Raw genomic sequence first — 17,188 nt, forward strand, 5'->3', positions numbered from 1 at the left:
CTAATCTCCCTCGCCTTTTCTTATTTCAATAAGCTCCTCAATTAATATTTTAGAATAATTTTTCCCAAATCTCCCTTAAGAGGTTTTAATTTATAATGTGGTATCCTGCCTTTGATATATTCCTTTGCAAGTGCATTAAGCCACTCATCACTATAATTTAATATTAATGCATCAGAAATAAGACCAAAATCATCTGAAATATATCCTGCTAACTCTGGCGATTTTGTTGCATTATATGTAATTTTATATGATACCTCACGAATTGATTTAATGATTTCATTTTCAACTGAAGAAATAACTCCCTTCTTCTTTCTTATTTCATTATAAATTCGAATCCATTCATCACTGAAAGCATCATTGTCCCGTTTGTCTAATAGGTCATCAACATCAACACGAGAAAAACTATCGCTAGAAAGTAATATACCTGTAGTTAATAATTCTTTTATCTTCTCAAGTTTAATCATTATGGTTCTCCCTTTTGTAAAGAATTTCGAGTTCTTTTTCACAGTTATCCAGAGCACCAATACCGAAGTGTTTATGTTGTCCATCTTCCCTTGATAAAGCTAACTCAAGCAGGGAAGATGCAAGATTTATTAACCCTTCCGAATTGCCAATGACAATGACTGAATCTTCAGTTTCAACCATTTGAAGATAATAATTACTATTAAAATTTGAAGGCATATCCTCAGTAATATTATTCAATTCTTTACTTAATTTTTGCAATTGGTCTATGTGCTCACTTGTCATTGTATTACTCCCTCTGTAAAATTTTATATGATTCATTTTTTCATATTCCATATATATATAAATATTGACCTTTGTTAGCTGCATTTGAGACCAATTTGATAAGCTTTTTTGTAATTTCTATTAGCCGATTGAGTATAGACTTCCAACAAGCTTCAATATCATCAAATTCACGAATGAGCGTATGCAGAAACTTTGAATATTCAACATGTTTAAAGAAGTCTGCATAACTTGTAATATTGCTCAGTAATTTCAAATGCTCTTGAAAGTTTTCTACCAAAATGCTCAATTCACTTGGAGAATATTCATTATATCCATAAAAGGCAATCTCCTTGACTGTTGAAAATACCTGAAGGAACTCAATCATAATGCTATCCTCCAAATAATATGAATCAGGATGCCAATGACTATGTTTAAATAAATCTACTTCAAAATAAAATTCAAAGAATGGTCCTCTGTCGATATTTCTCAATAATTCAAATTTAAGCCTATTATTATAATGATACAGGTTTCTAAACTGCTTATAATCATCTATTGCCTTATCCCATTCTTTCAACTGAATAAATAATTCCGCTCGTCGGTTATAAAAAACCCAATCCTCAGGAGCCAATTCAATACCTTTAGAAAAATCAGCCATAGCATTTTCGCTCTGTTTTAAAAGGTCATAACACTCGCCTCTGGCAAGGTAATATTTTGTTTCATTGGGAGCTAAATCTATAGCTTTATTATAATAGTAAAGAGCCTCATCTCGTCTTGTATAAGGAAAATCGCAATATATTTCTCCTATATTGTAGAAAATATCATGGTTTTTATATCCTAGTTCAAGAGCTTTATTGAAATGATTTAAAGATTTTTCTTTATTCCTGTTATCCTGAAAATTTTCCATATGTATTAGAGCAAGTTTATAGTGTAATTCTGGGTTATCGCTATCATGCTCTATTAAATCAGAGTATACATTTATAGCTATATTCAAATCTTGATATTGATTGTCAAATTCTTCATAGATACCGTATATCAAAGCTCTTTTATAATAGGCGTATGCAAAACCTGGTTGCAACTTAATGGCTTCACTATAGTTTTTAATTGCTTTCTCTAAAAGTTCATCATTTTGAGTCTCTTCATATTCATGATAGTACTTTTCAGCTATCTCAAAGTGCTCTTTACTTGTCATTTTTCACCCTTTAACATAACAATGTTTATTTTTTAAAGTTCTCTTGACCATTAATCAGGTATGTCTATATATTCAGAAACTCTAGATTTTAAAACTTCAATCAATTCTTCGTCCATATACATATAATCATCAGGAATATCGAGGTTAATCACTTTCTTACCGTCTATACTCTCATTAAACTTTTCTCTCAGTCTCCTGAAATGTTTCTTTTCCATCACGAAAATTATATCCGCCCATCCAATATGACCAATCGTAACTTTTACCCGAGCTCCTTCTTCAGTTCCAGCCGACCTCACATCATAGTCATTATATCCATGAAATATTTTCTCGGCTGTAAGGCTTCTCCATTTATTCTTACTACATATAAATAGTATCTTAATATTACTCACCAATGTCCTTCCTTCTATATATTATTATTATTATCTGAGTTTATATACTTCTCCCATATACGTTCACATAATTTCATTTCATTAGACAGCATCAAAGCTTGATTTCAGAGAAGTGTAAGCAAAAATATTTTTTCAAAGATATTCCTCAAAAAGTTTTTTTAAGCAATTTTTTAGGAATTATGTGTATCTCTAATGTATTTTGGCACCAAAAGGTATAAGCCCCAGTTTCGCAAGTTTAAAATGCTGAAGCCCAAAGGGTATGCCTATAATTGTTATACAAAAAATCAATCCTGTTATAAAATGTGCTATGGCAAACTCCCATCCGAAAAGGATAAGCCAGATTATATTAAATAGTAATCCGCCTACTCCAAAATTACCAACATCAATTTCCTTTCCAAAAGGCCAAAGAACAAATGCAGATATTTTCATGCACTGAACACCAAATGGTATACCTATAATTGTTATACATAGGAGCAAGCCTGCTACAAACCATCCAACAGCTGCAATTATACCCCCAAACAACAGCCAAATTATGTTACCTAAAAATCTCATAGTTTTATCCCCACTCTTTCATTTTTTTCTATAAATAATCTACCCTTCAGCAATTTATCTGATAATATTACAATTTAATGATATATTATAATTCTCTACTTTTTCAACAATTTCTTTCATAATAAGAATCATTCCTATTCCACATTCCCTCACTAGAGCTTAAGACAACCTCATAGAAACATTAAAACGCTCATTAAAGTTATACAAAATCCTTTTTAATCCCGAATCAAGAATAAGCCAAACTCTATCTACAATAAATCCAGGTATTTCTTTATAGTAAGCTTGGGCAATACCTCCTGCAATACACGCTATTGTATCACTGTCTCCACCTATTGAAATAGCTTTTCTTATAGCATCTTCAAAACTTTCCGACTCAAGAAAAGCTATAATTGCTTGTGGCACAGACCCCTGGCATGATGAATCAAACTTATAATTTGGTCTTATATCATATCATCCAATCGCTGGCTAAGGTTATATCTAAACTTCTTCTCAATAAAGTCTTTTATTTGCTTTTTATTACTGCCTGTCCTGGCTAAGAAAACTGCACTGGCAACAGCTTCAGCACCCTTTATTCCTTCTCTGTGATTATGCGTTACAACTGCACTTCTCTTAGCCTCTTTTAGCACATCTTCTAATGAATCAAAGGCAAAGCCAATAGGACTAACCCGCATTGCAGAGCCATTCCCAAAACTTTTGTACGGCGTCAATTCCTGGCTCGATAGCCACTCATTAAACATTTGTCCATACCCAGCATCAGGATACTTTTTACCGTACTCTCTGAGCTTATAAGCATATGTTTTCTTTGACTCAATTGAATCAATTATAAAATTCTTATGCCGTTCTTTATTTAAGATGGCATCAGCTATAGCTATAGTCATAACTGTGTCATCAGTAAACCTGGACTGATTGCTGAATAATTGAAAATCAACTGATTTAACATTATGCCATTCAAATGTTGAACCGATAACATCACTTATAATTGCACCTAACATGAATTACTCCTTATTTATATTTTTTAACACTTCTTCATTTTCCCTCATCAACGCTTCCATAATTGTTACTGCTTTTATGGGATAACCAACATGCTCATAAGGAATAGAAAAAACCTTCTTGTCATTGAGAAAAAACGATAGCATATAAACGTCTGTACTTTCTCCAATGCGTTTCCATACTCTTCTGCTTTTACGAATGAACCTATCCACCATCTTATTTCTTTTTATTATCCATTGTGAGTTGTAATCGTCAATAATTAATGTATCAAACTCTTTAGGGAAATCTGGTGCAAAAGTTTCTGTTGCAGGTACTGTAAAAAAATAAAGGTAATGCTTTTCCAGCATTTCGCCAGATATAACTGCTTGGTCAAATTGTTTTTTAATCACAGACCCATCATGAAAATCAATCAAATTTTTATGATTCCACTTAATTTAGTTGGCAAGCTTCCAAGGGTCAATACCACACCATCTACTTCCAAATAGAAACCTAAAATCCCAATCAATAACATTTCCGTCTTTATTTAAAACCCTACAACCACTTCCGTGGAATATATACTTAATGCCATTAATGTTATATTCCATATCATAATGCGATTGACGATAATTAAACCAATCCTTCTTTGTTCTCAAATTAAGACCTTCAAGCATGAGAATGCATAGGCTCTCAACTTTATCAGTATATTCTTTTGCTAATGATTTCAATTTGTCATTCATGATTTTTAACTCTTTTAAACTCATGTTTAATAGATAATATGTTACTTAATGCTATTTTCTTTGTGATACATAATAATACCACCCATCACCTAAGCTTTTAGAATACATATATATATTAGATGGCTTACTTCCTCCTTTAGAAAATGCTATACCGTATTCATAACTCATACTTTTTTGTATAGGCATACCGAAAAATATCCATTCATAACTCTCATTTATATACTTAAAACCCAATCTATTAAATAAATATGACACATTTTCTTCCACCTCTGAATTTTCAATATTATGTATCTTATCCACAATGTTTACCAAATCATAGCCTTCAATTGTTTTACCAGTTATGTGTTCTTCAGATACCTTGCATATAATTCTGCTACTATTAGTTTTACGAATGCAAATTGTTCCATTTAATTTGATTGCATAATTAATAACACTTTGAAACTTATCCATATTATCAATAAGTATCTTTATTAATTCTTCCTTTTGGATAGATTTCTGTATAGTCATTCTTCTATAAGACTTAGCGATTATACCTAAGGTATTTTTTACATAATTCCCTTCATGCATATCAACAATATTTATAAATTCATGTTTGGGTTTGTATTCTTCATAACTTTCAGTTGAGTATATTAAACATACAGCATCTTCAAAATCGCTATCACTTTTTAGTACAACACAATCTATAAGCCAGTTATTAACTTTAATAATCCTTTCCATTTCATGTTTATTGTTAGCTTTGAGCCATATCATGTTGGGTTCTTCTTTGAAGGGGCACTTCCATGGGAAAACCCATTTGTTGTTTTCAATAATTACTCTTTGTTTCAAGAATAATATATCTCCTTTAAACGCCTCTGGTAAATTCTCTTCTAAAATATTATCCTTAAATATTCCAAATAAAATAGTTTGGCCATTTCTAGCAAACATTTCGAGTATATTCAACTTATCGTTTAAATCAATAGATGGGATACTTTCAATTGAATAAAAACCTGAAAACAAACTGACTTTCATTATTTTATATCCTCTCAAGCATATAGATTATACTTATAATCCTAATACATTGTTTCAACTTTAATCTCAATACCTAAATCTTTTGCTCTATGATATATTGATTTTGCCTCGCCATAGCTGATGTTATTTGCGAAAGTCCATTCGCTTTTTTCTTTTGCGATTTTCAAAATTTCTTGATTACTTATCCCCATTAAAGGGAAAAGCTTTTTTAAACACCCTATCTGCTTGACTATTGATAATTTATCGGTCCAGATTATAGTTAAATAAAAGAGCGGCTCGACATGTACATCCATTCTCTCTTGTTGTGTTGGAATCCTCATTTCTGGGGTAAAAGTAGTGTTTGTTTCAGAATCTCTATATAGTGCATTATGATTTGAATACCCTATAAAGCGATATTTTTGTTTTGTATCTGGATTTTCTATTTGCTCCTTTAATTGTCGCTTTTCTTTCAATGCTTTGTTTAATGTACCAATATTGAAACTATCAGTCTTATTACCTGCCAGAAAATAAAGCTTCAACCAATAAGCATCGTCTTCGATATATGATTCCAGAGCCTTTCTGATATTCTCCTCTGTCAAACTTCTCACAATAATGGCAGGTGGAGACGGCGGAATATAGTCCAATCCCCCTTTATCCATGTACCAAAGTATATTTTTAGGGGTTGATATTACAACTATATACCTATATCCATCATCCAGCTCAACAAATACATCAATATTATCATCTTCAATATCCTTTAATTGTGATAGAGGGATTGCATACTCAACTTTGTTAATATTCCGTTTATTCATTTGTTTCTGAAACTTTTCAAAGAGTCTTAATTTGACTTTTCTGAAAGGCTCATTCTTCTCGGGGCACTTAAGCTCAGTTAATGCTTCTTTTGAAACAGAGTTGGAATCCAAAGCCTTATCTATAAAATCAAATGCTTTAAAGTTGATTAATTTTAGAATTACATCTCTATCTAAAACCACCCCATCCTTTATCTTTCGACGAGCTTCAAATATATACGCCTGTTTATCAAACTCTTTAAGATTTATGTACTTCATAATGTATATTAATTGTTGCGGTGTAACCATATCCTTTTTTATAATATCGAGTAATAAACATTCGATATTATCAGAATGGTCATTATTATACGAATCAATAATTTTATGTAGGTCGCTATCGCTAATCATTCCTCCATTATCAGCTATACTTTGCATAAAATTATCCACTTTTGCAGATTCATTAACATGCCATTCCAAATCTTCAATTCTCTTCTGTAACCGTTCCTCAGTAAAACCATTCCATGTCATTTCCCAAATACAGTGAGCAACTATTTCTATGGGAGTGTATTTTGCAATGGAATCATCAGCAATATCATATCCAAGCCATTTATCCCAAGTTGTGTATGATATATTATATCTATCCATGACTTGATTTTGCTTTATTCCATAGACAGTATAAAAGGCCTCTTTCGAATCCAATTCGACTTTCTCAATCATAATCATAGTATTCTCAACATTTTCAGCACCTTCAAGTACTAATAACTTTTTGAATACATTGTGATACTGGTCGTGATTCTCACCAATATCTTTATAATTCTCAATGAGAACATCCCATATGTCTTTAAATGATGTTTTTACAATAACTTCCTTAAGTTTAGCCATTTTATTCCTCTATTTCATCTAACTTTTAAGAATATTATACCATATAGATTCAATCTATATATTCGTACTCTTTTCAAGCCCATACAAATCTTCCAGCTTTTCGCTTATATACTGATGTGAATCCCTAATACCTTGATTGTAAAAGAAAGGAGCTATTTTCTCTGTAATGAAATTAAGAAATAGTTCAGCAGATAAATCACCCATGTTTTCATCTCTTTCAGTGGAAAAGTATTTCTTTATTTCATTTAAGGCTGATATTTTTAGGTCTTTTGTTAATTCAATTTTTTGCATATATATCCTCCTGATTATAATGTTATGCCGATATTCTTTAGTTGTTTCTGAAACCTTGTAATTCGAGCTGTTTTATAATTTATAAAGTAAAGTTCTCACGGTCACTCATATCAATCCCAGGGATTCTTATAACCAGCCAACCCTAGAGAGCTCATTAGTACATTCTTATACTCATTCCAGTCAAAAACAAATGGTCCTAAATCAATAGTTTTAATTTCATCCGTATAACTATACTCAAGTCCAAAATCTTTCCATATTACAGTGTCATTATCTTTTTTTATATCTATCGTGATGGCACCACAACCTAAATCAGCACAGAGTGGACAAACATAAATTTCATACCGCATTCTGAGACTCTTCCGTACCCCATCCGAGAGTTGATATAAAATCATATTGCTTAAATTCCTGGTATAACGAATTTCCATCAATAGTTATATCTGCAAAATGCATGAATTTATTCTCAAACCTTTTTAACTGCTCATTGTCTATGTAATGACGAGTGTCAGGTCTTTTTCTAACTTGATTTCAATTTTATTCATAAACAAACCTCTTTGCCGATTTTGATGACGTTAAGTTGAATTGAACTTGCTTACTTTTATATTTACTTCATATTACACAAAAAGTAAGCCTTTTAAAAGACAAAAAGTTTGCACACTTCGATTATATTTCAAAAATAGTACAGATGAATGCTCCGATAAAATGTTAAAACTATTCATTTTATTGCATCCTCAAGTTAAACGGCCTCTTTTACCTGCACCCTGTCAGTTTCTATATCTTAGCGAAATCAACTGCTATGTTGCTTAGTCCATATGCCTATAATTACCCAACCCTATACTATCAAACTCGTCTTTGCCCTTTACTTTATATACGCCAAGCTCTTTCAGCACTACATTAATGGCTTTCTCTCCTTCTGGCTTATGATAATAATTATAAGTTTTTTCATCCCAAAGAGTTTCGGTTTCAATTGGTTGAATTTTAATTTTTGAGTTTTCAAATAAAATAGCTGACTGACTACCACAGCCCCCAAAATAATCTGTTTCAATATAGGCAAGTTTACCTTTTCTTGATTCTTGTACTAGGATTTCATAAATTGAAGGAGATAGGTACTCAAAAAACTGACTGTACTCAGTATCTATCTTACTATTAGCTAATTCTTCAATATCATCATATAATTTTCTTGTTAAAAAAATAATTGCTAACCCCTGATATAAGGTAACTGGCTTAGCCTCTACCCAATTATCTGTAAAAGCTTTTATTATTTCTTCTTTTCCGATAAAGCCTCTTATACAGTGCATAATGTCCTCCTAATTACTATCAGTAGTTAAAAGACTTGAATAGTCTTCTTCGTCTTGGATGAATCTTCGTGTACTGTAAGAATTATCCAATTCACCTACAGCCAAATGATATTCAAATTATTGAAGATTACTCTGACCGCTCAATAACTGTTAATTTGCCATCAGTTAAATTCCAGTATTGTTTTATGACACCTTCATCATCATCAACACTAAAGTGTCCTTCAATCTCATGGTTTGATTCAGCTATAGCTATCAGTTCTTTTATGAAATCCGAATGATACTGCCGTATATCTGCTCCATAAAACACATAATTTGTCCAATTAATAAATTCATTGGGGAAACACCAGCCTTTTTGGTATAGTTCCTTGGTTTGATATGTTATTTGGTAATTTGAATAATTCCATAAGAATTTTTTGTTTATTTCCTGTATTACAAAAATATCTCCTGCTTCACAACCTATCCAACCTCTAATTGATACATAATGACCCATGATTTTACTCCAATCAACATTATTGTCTCTTCTATTGCCGTAACCATCTTATCACATTTTCAGCAATACTTTCTGATTGTGGCATGGCATCCAAGTTAAAGTACTTTAATTCCTTGCTTTAGGCATCATTTATTTGTAAGTCACTTTTTTTTGCAATAACTTCATAAGAACCAATATCAGTATGTACTTAGTGGCCATTCGTGATATACAAAAAGAATTTTTGCTCCCATAAGAATCGGACTTTACATGCTTCTGTATGAAATCTAATAGTTAATACACCATTCTTGATATTTCCATATGGAATTCCATAGGGAAATATTATTTTTTTACATTATGATATAAACAACAAATACCTTTTGGGGATAATTCCTGTAAACAGCCTTCAACTTCACACTATAAATTATTATTTTATGTATTTTTCTTATATTATTATAGTTTAGCCTTTTACAATCATAGCAAATTTTATTCTATATCTTAAATATACCACTCTTTCATTTCCTTTGAGTTGCACTTCATTATCTACTTCGTCATTGATTGACCTTTGACTGGCACAAGCTACAGCATAAACCCCTCCCCAATCATTGTCTCCGTAGTTACCCGATGCTCTAACACCTTTATCTATTTCTTCTATTTCAATGGGAGAACCAACATCCATATTGAATGCATCCGCTAAGTCTTTAGCTTTGATTAATGCATTCTTACATGCCGCTTTCCTTGCGTTCAAGATTTCAGCATCATTTGCTTTAAAAAATGGTTTTCTTTCATCAATCTGGACAACAATTCTCTTTGATATTTTATTTAGTTCCTCAATCTTTTCAAGGGCATTATAAGCTTTATATCTGTCTTTTGTTCTTATTGTAACTTTATGTGAGGCATTTAAACCAACTCGGTTTTTCTTCCACCAAGGTGCATATAAATCAGTCCCTGCATAAAATAGTTCATCCTCTGTGATACCGTTACTCAAAAGGATGTTTACAAGCTTATTTTTATATTCCCTTGACTCTGCAATTAAAGCATCTTTATTTGCCGTTTGGATATTAAGAGTTACGTCAATAATCCATGTATCAGGCTCTTCCGAGTATTGTGCCTCTCCTATGACCTCAATATAATTATCTTGCATACTTATATTACCTCCTTTTAATAGCCCATTTGGGTGCCTCCTAAGTTTGAAGCTAATAAATTCTAGTATATTGGACTGCCAGGACATAACCACTGTTTTTAGCCATAAACGTCACCCTTGTTTATGTTTTGTGTCTTAAGGGATACCACATTTTATCCCCTATAATGCTTTCTATATCACTTTTATGTTTGTTACAAATTGCAATATTATGTTCAATATCGGGAACTAAAGTTGATAACCCATCTGTTTCATCTTCCGAAATATTTAAGATTACAAAATTTTCATAGTCAACGACTACTAACTCACCAACGCAAATATCATTATATAGAAAATAAACATGTGATACTCCAAGGTGTATATTAAATATGAGTTCCTCTAGGTAATAAAGAGTTTTGTCATTCTTAAATTTAATTCTATACCCCTTATAATCAGTCGTTTCATCAGTATTACTTTCAATTTCTAAAAACTCTAAATTACTTTTACTCACATGAGGTAATGATAAATTCGAATAGAGTAAAACATTATTACAGCTTTTAGCAAGCCAATTTGTTACTACTTTCCAATTATCATGGTTAAACTTACCGTTTTTATAAAAACCTATATAAAGTGCAAATAACATTTTACCATTCCTTTTTTATGATACAGTTTAGGAAACTTTTGCCCTTAGTTCTATGAATATATACATTCAGTGCTACCTTATATATTCAAATTCTACTTTCAAACCATATTTATCGAATTCCCTCATTAAATTTCTATAACGCATATAATCAAATTTTGATTCCAACAAAACTGGCTTTTCCGATTTAAATATTTCGGATATTTTTATTACATTAATATCACTAAATCCCCAAAATTGCTTCAAGAAATTAAATAAATCCTTTGTAATTTTAATATTTGAAGATGGTCCTAACCAAAGCTTCACATCAAAGCTAAGTGCATCAGAGTATTCTTCATCATTCAATAAATCATCAAATTCGCCCATTAATCTTTTTGTAAAATTATCAACAGCTTTCCATTGTTCTGTTCCATCTTCCCACCATTTGATTTTTATATTTGCCCAGTATCTACCAAGCTCTAATTCGTAATCTATTCCATCACAGCCAACCATATCACTTTTAGTATTAAGGGGTATTGATATGTTTGAAAGCTCCTTTACTATTAACTCTGAATAGCTTTTTTCAACCTTGTGAACTTTATATTTAATAGTCGGAGTTATGTAGTTTTGATACTTTTCTCTTTCAATTATACTACTAAACTTTTTGTAATCATCTTGACAAAACCAATCAATCCTTACTACTAAGTCCTCATAAAGCTCCCAGCGTCTAACACAATCCCAATATAAGGACGGGATTTCCATTATCTTCAGCATTCTGGTTTTATCAATTTTTCTTATATTAAGGTTATTTATAAGCTCCAACGACCTCTTCTCAAATAAACACCATTCATAATAAAGTTCTTGCTCCATATTGAGCCCTCCTGCATAAAATCAACTTCATCTTCTATTCCACCAAAATGTATTAACTTCAATCATGCTCGCTTACCCAACCGTTTTTCAAAACAAACGGCTTCAGGTCTATTAACATATTTTCCATAGTTAGGGATATGATAATAGCCTCTATTCACATAAAATGCTACTGCTCTTTGGTTTATTAATCTGGTTTCAAGTCTTAAAGCAGTATACCCAAGTTCCTGAGCCTTTGCCTCCAGGTATGATAATACTTTTGTACCTATTCCAACGCCTTTCTCCTTTGCATACATCCGTTTGACCTCTGCAGTATTATCGTCAATTGGTCGTATCGCACCGCAACCAACAGCTTCTCCATTCTCATTATATGCAATTACAAATATAGCCCGCTCTCCGCATATGTCGCTGGCACTGAATGAATTTCTTCCACTATTACCTGTTATTGATTCTAAATCGTCAGATAGCTCATCCATTAATTGAATAGCATTTGGTGTATTTGGGTCTTCTTCTTTGATTGTGATATATCTGCTCATATTAGCCTCTCATGTATAAATTGATAATCACTATATTTGAATATTTATCCAAATGAAATTTAATTGGTTATTGTTTCTCAAGATATTCAAGAAACTCCACAAATGTATTCCCAATCCTTTCAGCAACTTCAACAGACATTCCTATAAATGGTATATTTACAATAGGTAATTCATTATACCTTGTATCAAATGCATATGCTTCTCCACCGCCATCTGAACCAAATATAAACAACCCTTTTGCAAATTCTTCTACACTATAATCCTCATTTAAAGGAATTAGTTCTTCTACAGACCAAAGTGCGAGATAAGACTTGCCAACAAAGCCTTCTCAGCCATTTGAAGTTAGCATATACTCTTTGTACTGGTCTGGAAGCTTTAATCCGCTCAAATTTTCTACTTCCTTTAATCTTTCCAAGGTTGCAGGAAGTTCTTTTTCTATATTAGCCGTTAAATCGAAAATTCTATTTCCCATAAATCAGTCACCCATTTCCTGTTTTAACTCTTTTAGTTTCCTGTTCCACCAAGTAACTACCTCTGCATGTTGCTTTCTGGTTAATAGAGTTTTGTTTTCTGGGTCAGTAGGGTCACAGCCAAATAGTATTGGGTGTATTTCATGGATTTGCATACCTTTAATCCTATTAGATTGTTGCATTATTTTCTTCTTAAAGAACACTTCGTACTCCTTCTTTTACAACAATTTCTTTCCTCGTAAATCTACTTTATCAAATTTTACTTCATAGAGTCAACCAACTCTGCCAACATATTTAATGGCTTAGCATTGACTGTATCTTTAAGTTTTGATTCTGGTAAAATCTCAATTCCACCTATTTTAGTTACAACATCATACTCTCCAATTGAACTATCTAACATTAAGAAAACAGCATTTACTATTTCTGGAGGTATGTCATTAATACCTCGAACATAAATATCCAACGAAACCCTCGATTCTTTTTGTTTGGGAACAAAGCTAATATCATTGCCTCCAAGTGAAAAATCTCCACACTTTATTTCCATGCCGTCTATATGATTTACTCTTTGCCTAAAGGGAACAACAATCCATTTTGAAAGTAATTTGGGTTCATTTATTAGCTTCAATACATAAGGAAAAACCTCTCTCAGCCCATTAGCAGATATAGCAATTGTCCGTTTATCATCTATAATTCTACTGAATTCAAAAGTTAATCCCTCATTTATTTTTTTTAGCCTTGTTGACAACTCATTTACTATGGGGTCCTCAACACTTGTTGATTTAAAAAGCTCTTCTTCATTTATTGAAAACCATTCCCAGAATTCCTGTTCCTTATTTATGTTGTTACTTTTAAAAAGGCCTCTCAGAATTCCTCCCTTTTCAAATTCAATGAAATTCATATATCGGAATCTTTTTTCAGGAAATGCAGTACTTCCAATATAGATAGTCTTACTTCCCTTGAAAAGCTCATATACAGTGAATACCAACGGAGCAGTATACTCTTCAGGTATAGAAATATCAGAATCTTTGTTTTGAATAGTTTGAGCTTTTAAAAGAATACTTTTTAGTTTATTTAATTCTGCTCTCTTTTTTTGGTATTCTGACTTGCCAGCTTTCTCCCATCTTCCCAAACCTGAATTTGAATCGATGAGTGCAATAGTTTTTTCCCTTATATTTTGGAAGAGATTACTTCTCGATAATTGAATACATGATAAAGCCGAATAAACAATAATACCATCATCCTCATTATTGGCTGGTTCATTATAAAGTTTCATTACCATTGCTGATGCAATTGAATCAGAGTAACCTTTTTTAATTACATCATCATATAAATCCCTTATGTCAAGAGCTAAATCGTCATCAAATATTCCGACTCCCCAACATCCCATAATAGTATCCTCCTAATTTTAATTTATAGTTAATAAATAGCAGACTATTATCTTAAAGTCCTTTAGAATCAAAATAGAAATTACTCTCAGGTAAAGTGTAGATGCCCAATATTCAGGTGATTCATGAAAAATAATATCATCTTTCAGAATAGCATCAATGTGTTTCCATGAGTAATTAATTAACTCAATTCCCTCACTTTGGCTTAATGGGAATCTAGAAATTAGTTCAATTAATATATCTTTCAAAAACATACTTGATTCAATATCAGTATTAAAAATCCACAAATCTCTATTGAAATTCACTATATTCACCCCTCTATGCGGTACTTCTATATCAATATTCATTTTACAGATATTTAAGCAATTAGAACTTACTCTAAAATATTTGTCTTAATGCCAATTATATTTACACTTTAAACATTGCTTCGCTCTTGGTGTTCTTGTTAAGCTCCTACATTTCGGGCAATAGTTAAAAATAATTACATCTGAATGTTCCTTTAATATTCGATCTTTAACATAAGAATAAAATCCATCTTCTCCAAGTATTATTAATGCAGAAATATGTATATTACTTTCTAAACTTTTAGCTGAATCCATTTGTCCATTTGCTTTGAATAGAAAATATCTCCAGGCCATGTTTTCTTGGATTGTCATTAAATTACTATAGCTATTAAATATATATCTAGTTAGTTCATCCATAACAAAATCCTCTAAATGCTTTATTGAACTTCATTTCATCACTTCTGTTTTCAATATTACTTTGAAATAAGTAGTTCTTCCTATTCATGCCTCACAACCCAGCTTTCAGCACATTCTTTGACATATATCGGAGTTCTAGAATCAGATTTAATCTTGAATAATATACCCATTAAGCTTTGCCCTTCTATGTTACTTATATTGGCATTAAGTATCCTATTTATCATTAGAGTGTAAAAAATGATGGCTGTCGTTCAATTGATTTAAGAAGCTCATTTTCATAGTTTGGAATAGACTCAATCCCATGTAACATGCCCCATAGAATATCATTATCCTCACAAGGGTATCTTTCATAGATTCTGAACATTGAATTCAAACATTTTTCTTCTAAATTAGCCTCATAAATACTGTTTAGAATTTCCTCCAAACCTATCCAATCATCTTCTCCAAAGGAGTTTTTAATAGGTTTATAATCATCCAATTGATTAATATAGTTCTTTAAATCAATTTCCATATTTCTTTACTCTCCCATAATTTCTCGTCAAAAATATAAACCTCTAATATGTAAATTCATATTTATTTAGTTGTTTGTTATATGATACTCCTACATTAGGAGCTTCAAAATTAAAGGCTTTAGAAGCCCACTCTATTATTGCAGGAGTTAATCCCTCTTGTTGAAAGTCACATAGTGATATTTCTATTGCATGAATAACCACTAAAGTATCAGCATTGTACGGTGAACTCGTAATAATTTGTTCACTAACTTTTTTTAATCCATACCATAGGAAATATTTATCCTCTTCAACAGGTTTGCTTTCCATTGATAATGGTGCTTTTGTGTAAGCCCCCCATAAACCTTTACATATTTCTGAACATGAAAACTTATCTTCATATGTTGACATAGATGTATATTCGCCTAGTATTTTAATATAAATCCCCCATGAAGATTTAAAAATGCGATATACATGCTCATAACTGTTCATAACAAATATTTGACCTTTCTATTCTCATTAAAGAATTTGTTAAGTCATCTCATTTAAAGAATACATTTGATTATTACTATTATAGCAGTTTTTAACTGTCACGGTTTATATATCTTTATATTTTCGTTCATCCACTGTTCAATTTTATCTCTTATCTCAAATCTATTTTTTGAAGAAAATTCTTTTAATATGTCCCAACTATTATCTTCTCTAACAATCGCTAAAGACAGACCATAATTTCCGTCAGGGTCACCATCTGGATACCATCCTAAATCAATTATCATATAATCTTTAGACGGTACAGTATATACCATTTACCATTTTTTAAACCTATTTTAACTATCTGCAGAATATCTTGGGTAAAATATCCCCAGTTTTGAAGTATACCCTTATCAACTTCTGATTGCACAGGGTCAACGTCAAAAAATTTATTATAAGTAATTGCAAAACCTCCTGGGATTTTAATAGGCATTAATTTCATAGATACTTCATCTCCACACTTTCCAAACACTTTTGACTTGAATAAACACTTTCATGCTCTTTTGTGATAGTCTGCACATAAAAAAAGTAATGACTTAAACATACTTTGGATTATGTTCATAATATATATTTAAGAATGTCTGTTAAGTGATCAGTATCGATTGAATATATAGCACTCTTTCGGATTTTCGGGGAACTGTTTATAGCAATAGACTTTCCACAGTATTTAAAAACGGGAATATCTGTTGAACCGTCACCCACAGCGATACATTCTTCGGGGTTTATATTATTGATTTTACAAAATTCTTGTAAGCACGCAACTTTTTGTTCAGCTCTAATGTACTTAAGAATTTTTCCTGTAAATACTCCTTCAACCACTTCATAATCACTACCATAAAAACCATCAAATCCCCAAATATCACAAACTACTTTGGCTACTTGCTTCGGCCCTACTGTAATGACAATGCACTTAATACTTTGCTTATGTAATGCTTCAACTACACTTTTGATATTTTTTAAAGGTTTTGCAATCTCCAAAAAATATTGAGCAATTTTACTTTCTTCAAAACCTAAAAGTAACTCTGCTCTGAGATAATCTGCTGATATGTAGTCAATCACGCCTTTTTCTTCTTGCTCTTGTATTAAAGAATGTTCTTTTTCTTTTCCATTTAAAATGCATGGCAACATAACGGAATGGACTTCTCTAATCAAAGTATCATCCAAGTCAAAACAAACAAGTTTTATTTTCGCCATTTTATT

The 17,188-nt window shown here is 31.6% G+C and carries 30 protein-coding genes; all 30 read right to left on the reverse strand.

What is annotated here, in order from left to right:
* Nucleotides 1–41: 41 nt before the first annotated feature.
* Nucleotides 42–464, reverse strand: a complete 423-nt coding sequence (locus tag Bccel_RS05310) for a hypothetical protein (protein WP_050753150.1) — start codon at nt 462–464, stop codon at nt 42–44.
* Nucleotides 457–747 (reverse strand): Imm32 family immunity protein, encoded by a 291-nt coding sequence (locus Bccel_RS05315; RefSeq protein ID WP_036940606.1) that lies wholly within the window; start codon nt 745–747, stop codon nt 457–459. Before Bccel_RS05315 ends, Bccel_RS05310 begins: the two co-directional genes overlap by 8 nt.
* A gap of 40 nt (nt 748–787) precedes the next feature.
* Nucleotides 788–1,915 (reverse strand): tetratricopeptide repeat protein, encoded by a 1,128-nt coding sequence (locus Bccel_RS05320; protein ID WP_050753151.1) that lies wholly within the window; start codon nt 1,913–1,915, stop codon nt 788–790.
* A 50-nt stretch (nt 1,916–1,965) separates the two neighbouring features.
* Entirely contained in the window at nt 1,966–2,304 is a 339-nt protein-coding gene (locus Bccel_RS05325; RefSeq protein WP_036940778.1) for a low molecular weight protein tyrosine phosphatase family protein, read from the reverse strand.
* A 189-nt stretch (nt 2,305–2,493) separates the two neighbouring features.
* Nucleotides 2,494–2,856: a YccF domain-containing protein gene (locus tag Bccel_RS05330; RefSeq protein WP_036940608.1), complete on the reverse strand. Its 363-nt coding sequence runs from the start codon at nt 2,854–2,856 to the stop codon at nt 2,494–2,496.
* Between the two features lie 159 nt (nt 2,857–3,015).
* Nucleotides 3,016–3,258 (reverse strand): ADP-ribosylglycohydrolase family protein, encoded by a 243-nt coding sequence (locus Bccel_RS32805; protein WP_457920560.1) that lies wholly within the window; start codon nt 3,256–3,258, stop codon nt 3,016–3,018.
* Between the two features lie 38 nt (nt 3,259–3,296).
* A complete protein-coding gene (locus Bccel_RS05335; RefSeq protein WP_457920561.1) occupies nt 3,297–3,848 on the reverse strand; it encodes an ADP-ribosylglycohydrolase family protein in 552 nt (183 codons plus the stop codon).
* Nucleotides 3,849–3,851: 3 nt separating this feature from the next.
* Nucleotides 3,852–4,235, reverse strand: a complete 384-nt coding sequence (locus Bccel_RS05340; protein WP_152965933.1) for a hypothetical protein — start codon at nt 4,233–4,235, stop codon at nt 3,852–3,854.
* Nucleotides 4,236–4,280: 45 nt separating this feature from the next.
* Nucleotides 4,281–4,562, reverse strand: a complete 282-nt coding sequence (locus tag Bccel_RS05345; protein WP_036940613.1) for a DUF6896 domain-containing protein — start codon at nt 4,560–4,562, stop codon at nt 4,281–4,283.
* A gap of 51 nt (nt 4,563–4,613) precedes the next feature.
* The gene (locus tag Bccel_RS05350) at nt 4,614–5,570 is read right to left on the reverse strand and encodes a hypothetical protein (protein WP_036940616.1); all 957 of its coding nucleotides are present in this window, start codon (nt 5,568–5,570) and stop codon (nt 4,614–4,616) included.
* A gap of 41 nt (nt 5,571–5,611) precedes the next feature.
* The gene (locus Bccel_RS30880; RefSeq protein WP_201781946.1) at nt 5,612–7,219 is read right to left on the reverse strand and encodes a DUF6557 family protein; all 1,608 of its coding nucleotides are present in this window, start codon (nt 7,217–7,219) and stop codon (nt 5,612–5,614) included.
* Between the two features lie 54 nt (nt 7,220–7,273).
* Nucleotides 7,274–7,510: a DUF2164 domain-containing protein gene (locus Bccel_RS05360; protein ID WP_036940619.1), complete on the reverse strand. Its 237-nt coding sequence runs from the start codon at nt 7,508–7,510 to the stop codon at nt 7,274–7,276.
* Nucleotides 7,511–7,620: 110 nt separating this feature from the next.
* A complete protein-coding gene (locus tag Bccel_RS05365; RefSeq protein ID WP_050753152.1) occupies nt 7,621–7,857 on the reverse strand; it encodes a hypothetical protein in 237 nt (78 codons plus the stop codon).
* A gap of 453 nt (nt 7,858–8,310) precedes the next feature.
* On the reverse strand, nt 8,311–8,805 hold the full coding sequence (locus Bccel_RS05370) for a hypothetical protein (RefSeq protein WP_036940625.1): 495 nt from the start codon (nt 8,803–8,805) through the stop codon (nt 8,311–8,313).
* A 127-nt stretch (nt 8,806–8,932) separates the two neighbouring features.
* Nucleotides 8,933–9,295: a hypothetical protein gene (locus Bccel_RS05375; RefSeq protein ID WP_036940628.1), complete on the reverse strand. Its 363-nt coding sequence runs from the start codon at nt 9,293–9,295 to the stop codon at nt 8,933–8,935.
* Between the two features lie 436 nt (nt 9,296–9,731).
* Entirely contained in the window at nt 9,732–10,415 is a 684-nt protein-coding gene (locus tag Bccel_RS05380) for an SIMPL domain-containing protein (protein WP_036940631.1), read from the reverse strand.
* 121 nt (nt 10,416–10,536) lie between these two features.
* The gene (locus Bccel_RS05385) at nt 10,537–11,034 is read right to left on the reverse strand and encodes a hypothetical protein (RefSeq protein WP_036940633.1); all 498 of its coding nucleotides are present in this window, start codon (nt 11,032–11,034) and stop codon (nt 10,537–10,539) included.
* 72 nt (nt 11,035–11,106) lie between these two features.
* A complete protein-coding gene (locus Bccel_RS05390) occupies nt 11,107–11,880 on the reverse strand; it encodes a hypothetical protein (RefSeq protein WP_036940635.1) in 774 nt (257 codons plus the stop codon).
* A 62-nt stretch (nt 11,881–11,942) separates the two neighbouring features.
* The gene (locus tag Bccel_RS05395; protein ID WP_081926877.1) at nt 11,943–12,413 is read right to left on the reverse strand and encodes a GNAT family N-acetyltransferase; all 471 of its coding nucleotides are present in this window, start codon (nt 12,411–12,413) and stop codon (nt 11,943–11,945) included.
* A 67-nt stretch (nt 12,414–12,480) separates the two neighbouring features.
* Nucleotides 12,481–12,645, reverse strand: coding sequence for a hypothetical protein (locus Bccel_RS30115; protein ID WP_154673457.1), 165 nt, complete (start codon nt 12,643–12,645; stop codon nt 12,481–12,483).
* A 96-nt stretch (nt 12,646–12,741) separates the two neighbouring features.
* Nucleotides 12,742–12,885, reverse strand: coding sequence for an SMI1/KNR4 family protein (locus Bccel_RS30120; RefSeq protein WP_154673458.1), 144 nt, complete (start codon nt 12,883–12,885; stop codon nt 12,742–12,744).
* Between the two features lie 3 nt (nt 12,886–12,888).
* Nucleotides 12,889–13,065, reverse strand: a complete 177-nt coding sequence (locus Bccel_RS30715) for a hypothetical protein (protein WP_162838929.1) — start codon at nt 13,063–13,065, stop codon at nt 12,889–12,891.
* A 77-nt stretch (nt 13,066–13,142) separates the two neighbouring features.
* Nucleotides 13,143–14,270 carry a hypothetical protein gene (locus tag Bccel_RS05405; protein WP_036940639.1) on the reverse strand — a complete coding sequence of 376 codons (1,128 nt, stop codon included), beginning with the start codon at nt 14,268–14,270 and terminating at the stop codon, nt 13,143–13,145.
* Nucleotides 14,271–14,288: 18 nt separating this feature from the next.
* Nucleotides 14,289–14,573 carry a hypothetical protein gene (locus Bccel_RS05410; RefSeq protein WP_036940641.1) on the reverse strand — a complete coding sequence of 95 codons (285 nt, stop codon included), beginning with the start codon at nt 14,571–14,573 and terminating at the stop codon, nt 14,289–14,291.
* Nucleotides 14,574–14,660: 87 nt separating this feature from the next.
* On the reverse strand, nt 14,661–14,969 hold the full coding sequence (locus Bccel_RS05415) for a hypothetical protein (RefSeq protein WP_036940644.1): 309 nt from the start codon (nt 14,967–14,969) through the stop codon (nt 14,661–14,663).
* A gap of 223 nt (nt 14,970–15,192) precedes the next feature.
* Nucleotides 15,193–15,480, reverse strand: a complete 288-nt coding sequence (locus Bccel_RS05420; RefSeq protein WP_036940647.1) for a hypothetical protein — start codon at nt 15,478–15,480, stop codon at nt 15,193–15,195.
* 43 nt (nt 15,481–15,523) lie between these two features.
* Nucleotides 15,524–15,868: a hypothetical protein gene (locus Bccel_RS05425; RefSeq protein ID WP_242853106.1), complete on the reverse strand. Its 345-nt coding sequence runs from the start codon at nt 15,866–15,868 to the stop codon at nt 15,524–15,526.
* Nucleotides 15,869–16,047: 179 nt separating this feature from the next.
* Nucleotides 16,048–16,233: a hypothetical protein gene (locus tag Bccel_RS05430; RefSeq protein ID WP_036940652.1), complete on the reverse strand. Its 186-nt coding sequence runs from the start codon at nt 16,231–16,233 to the stop codon at nt 16,048–16,050.
* Entirely contained in the window at nt 16,230–16,430 is a 201-nt protein-coding gene (locus Bccel_RS05435) for a hypothetical protein (protein ID WP_036940654.1), read from the reverse strand. The genes Bccel_RS05430 and Bccel_RS05435 overlap by 4 nt, the downstream gene beginning before the upstream one ends.
* Before the next feature lie 116 nt (nt 16,431–16,546).
* Nucleotides 16,547–17,182 carry an HAD family hydrolase gene (locus tag Bccel_RS05440; protein ID WP_036940656.1) on the reverse strand — a complete coding sequence of 212 codons (636 nt, stop codon included), beginning with the start codon at nt 17,180–17,182 and terminating at the stop codon, nt 16,547–16,549.
* Between the last annotated feature and the right edge of the window lie 6 nt (nt 17,183–17,188).

It is taken from the genome of Pseudobacteroides cellulosolvens ATCC 35603 = DSM 2933, from assembly GCF_001262605.1.
GTDB classification, from domain to species: Bacteria; Bacillota; Clostridia; order Acetivibrionales; family DSM-2933; genus Pseudobacteroides; species Pseudobacteroides cellulosolvens.

Coding starts and splice junctions, on each gene's coding strand:
- Bccel_RS05310 (WP_050753150.1), bottom strand. CDS start 464: ATGATTAAACTTGAGAAGATAAAAGAATTATTAACTACAGGTATATTA.
- Bccel_RS05315 (WP_036940606.1), bottom strand. CDS start 747: ATGACAAGTGAGCACATAGACCAATTGCAAAAATTAAGTAAAGAATTG.
- Bccel_RS05320 (WP_050753151.1), bottom strand. CDS start 1,915: ATGACAAGTAAAGAGCACTTTGAGATAGCTGAAAAGTACTATCATGAA.
- Bccel_RS05330 (WP_036940608.1), bottom strand. CDS start 2,856: ATGAGATTTTTAGGTAACATAATTTGGCTGTTGTTTGGGGGTATAATT.
- Bccel_RS05335 (WP_457920561.1), bottom strand. CDS start 3,848: ATGTTAGGTGCAATTATAAGTGATGTTATCGGTTCAACATTTGAATGG.
- Bccel_RS05345 (WP_036940613.1), bottom strand. CDS start 4,562: ATGAATGACAAATTGAAATCATTAGCAAAAGAATATACTGATAAAGTT.
- Bccel_RS05350 (WP_036940616.1), bottom strand. CDS start 5,570: ATGAAAGTCAGTTTGTTTTCAGGTTTTTATTCAATTGAAAGTATCCCA.
- Bccel_RS30880 (WP_201781946.1), bottom strand. CDS start 7,219: ATGGCTAAACTTAAGGAAGTTATTGTAAAAACATCATTTAAAGACATA.
- Bccel_RS05360 (WP_036940619.1), bottom strand. CDS start 7,510: ATGCAAAAAATTGAATTAACAAAAGACCTAAAAATATCAGCCTTAAAT.
- Bccel_RS05365 (WP_050753152.1), bottom strand. CDS start 7,857: ATGCGGTATGAAATTTATGTTTGTCCACTCTGTGCTGATTTAGGTTGT.
- Bccel_RS05370 (WP_036940625.1), bottom strand. CDS start 8,805: ATGCACTGTATAAGAGGCTTTATCGGAAAAGAAGAAATAATAAAAGCT.
- Bccel_RS05375 (WP_036940628.1), bottom strand. CDS start 9,295: ATGGGTCATTATGTATCAATTAGAGGTTGGATAGGTTGTGAAGCAGGA.
- Bccel_RS05380 (WP_036940631.1), bottom strand. CDS start 10,415: ATGCAAGATAATTATATTGAGGTCATAGGAGAGGCACAATACTCGGAA.
- Bccel_RS05385 (WP_036940633.1), bottom strand. CDS start 11,034: ATGTTATTTGCACTTTATATAGGTTTTTATAAAAACGGTAAGTTTAAC.
- Bccel_RS05390 (WP_036940635.1), bottom strand. CDS start 11,880: ATGGAGCAAGAACTTTATTATGAATGGTGTTTATTTGAGAAGAGGTCG.
- Bccel_RS05395 (WP_081926877.1), bottom strand. CDS start 12,413: ATGAGCAGATATATCACAATCAAAGAAGAAGACCCAAATACACCAAAT.
- Bccel_RS30120 (WP_154673458.1), bottom strand. CDS start 12,885: ATGGGAAATAGAATTTTCGATTTAACGGCTAATATAGAAAAAGAACTT.
- Bccel_RS30715 (WP_162838929.1), bottom strand. CDS start 13,065: ATGCAACAATCTAATAGGATTAAAGGTATGCAAATCCATGAAATACAC.
- Bccel_RS05405 (WP_036940639.1), bottom strand. CDS start 14,270: ATGGGATGTTGGGGAGTCGGAATATTTGATGACGATTTAGCTCTTGAC.
- Bccel_RS05415 (WP_036940644.1), bottom strand. CDS start 14,969: ATGGATGAACTAACTAGATATATATTTAATAGCTATAGTAATTTAATG.
- Bccel_RS05420 (WP_036940647.1), bottom strand. CDS start 15,480: ATGGAAATTGATTTAAAGAACTATATTAATCAATTGGATGATTATAAA.
- Bccel_RS05425 (WP_242853106.1), bottom strand. CDS start 15,868: ATGTCAACATATGAAGATAAGTTTTCATGTTCAGAAATATGTAAAGGT.
- Bccel_RS05430 (WP_036940652.1), bottom strand. CDS start 16,233: ATGATAATTGATTTAGGATGGTATCCAGATGGTGACCCTGACGGAAAT.
- Bccel_RS05435 (WP_036940654.1), bottom strand. CDS start 16,430: ATGAAATTAATGCCTATTAAAATCCCAGGAGGTTTTGCAATTACTTAT.
- Bccel_RS05440 (WP_036940656.1), bottom strand. CDS start 17,182: ATGGCGAAAATAAAACTTGTTTGTTTTGACTTGGATGATACTTTGATT.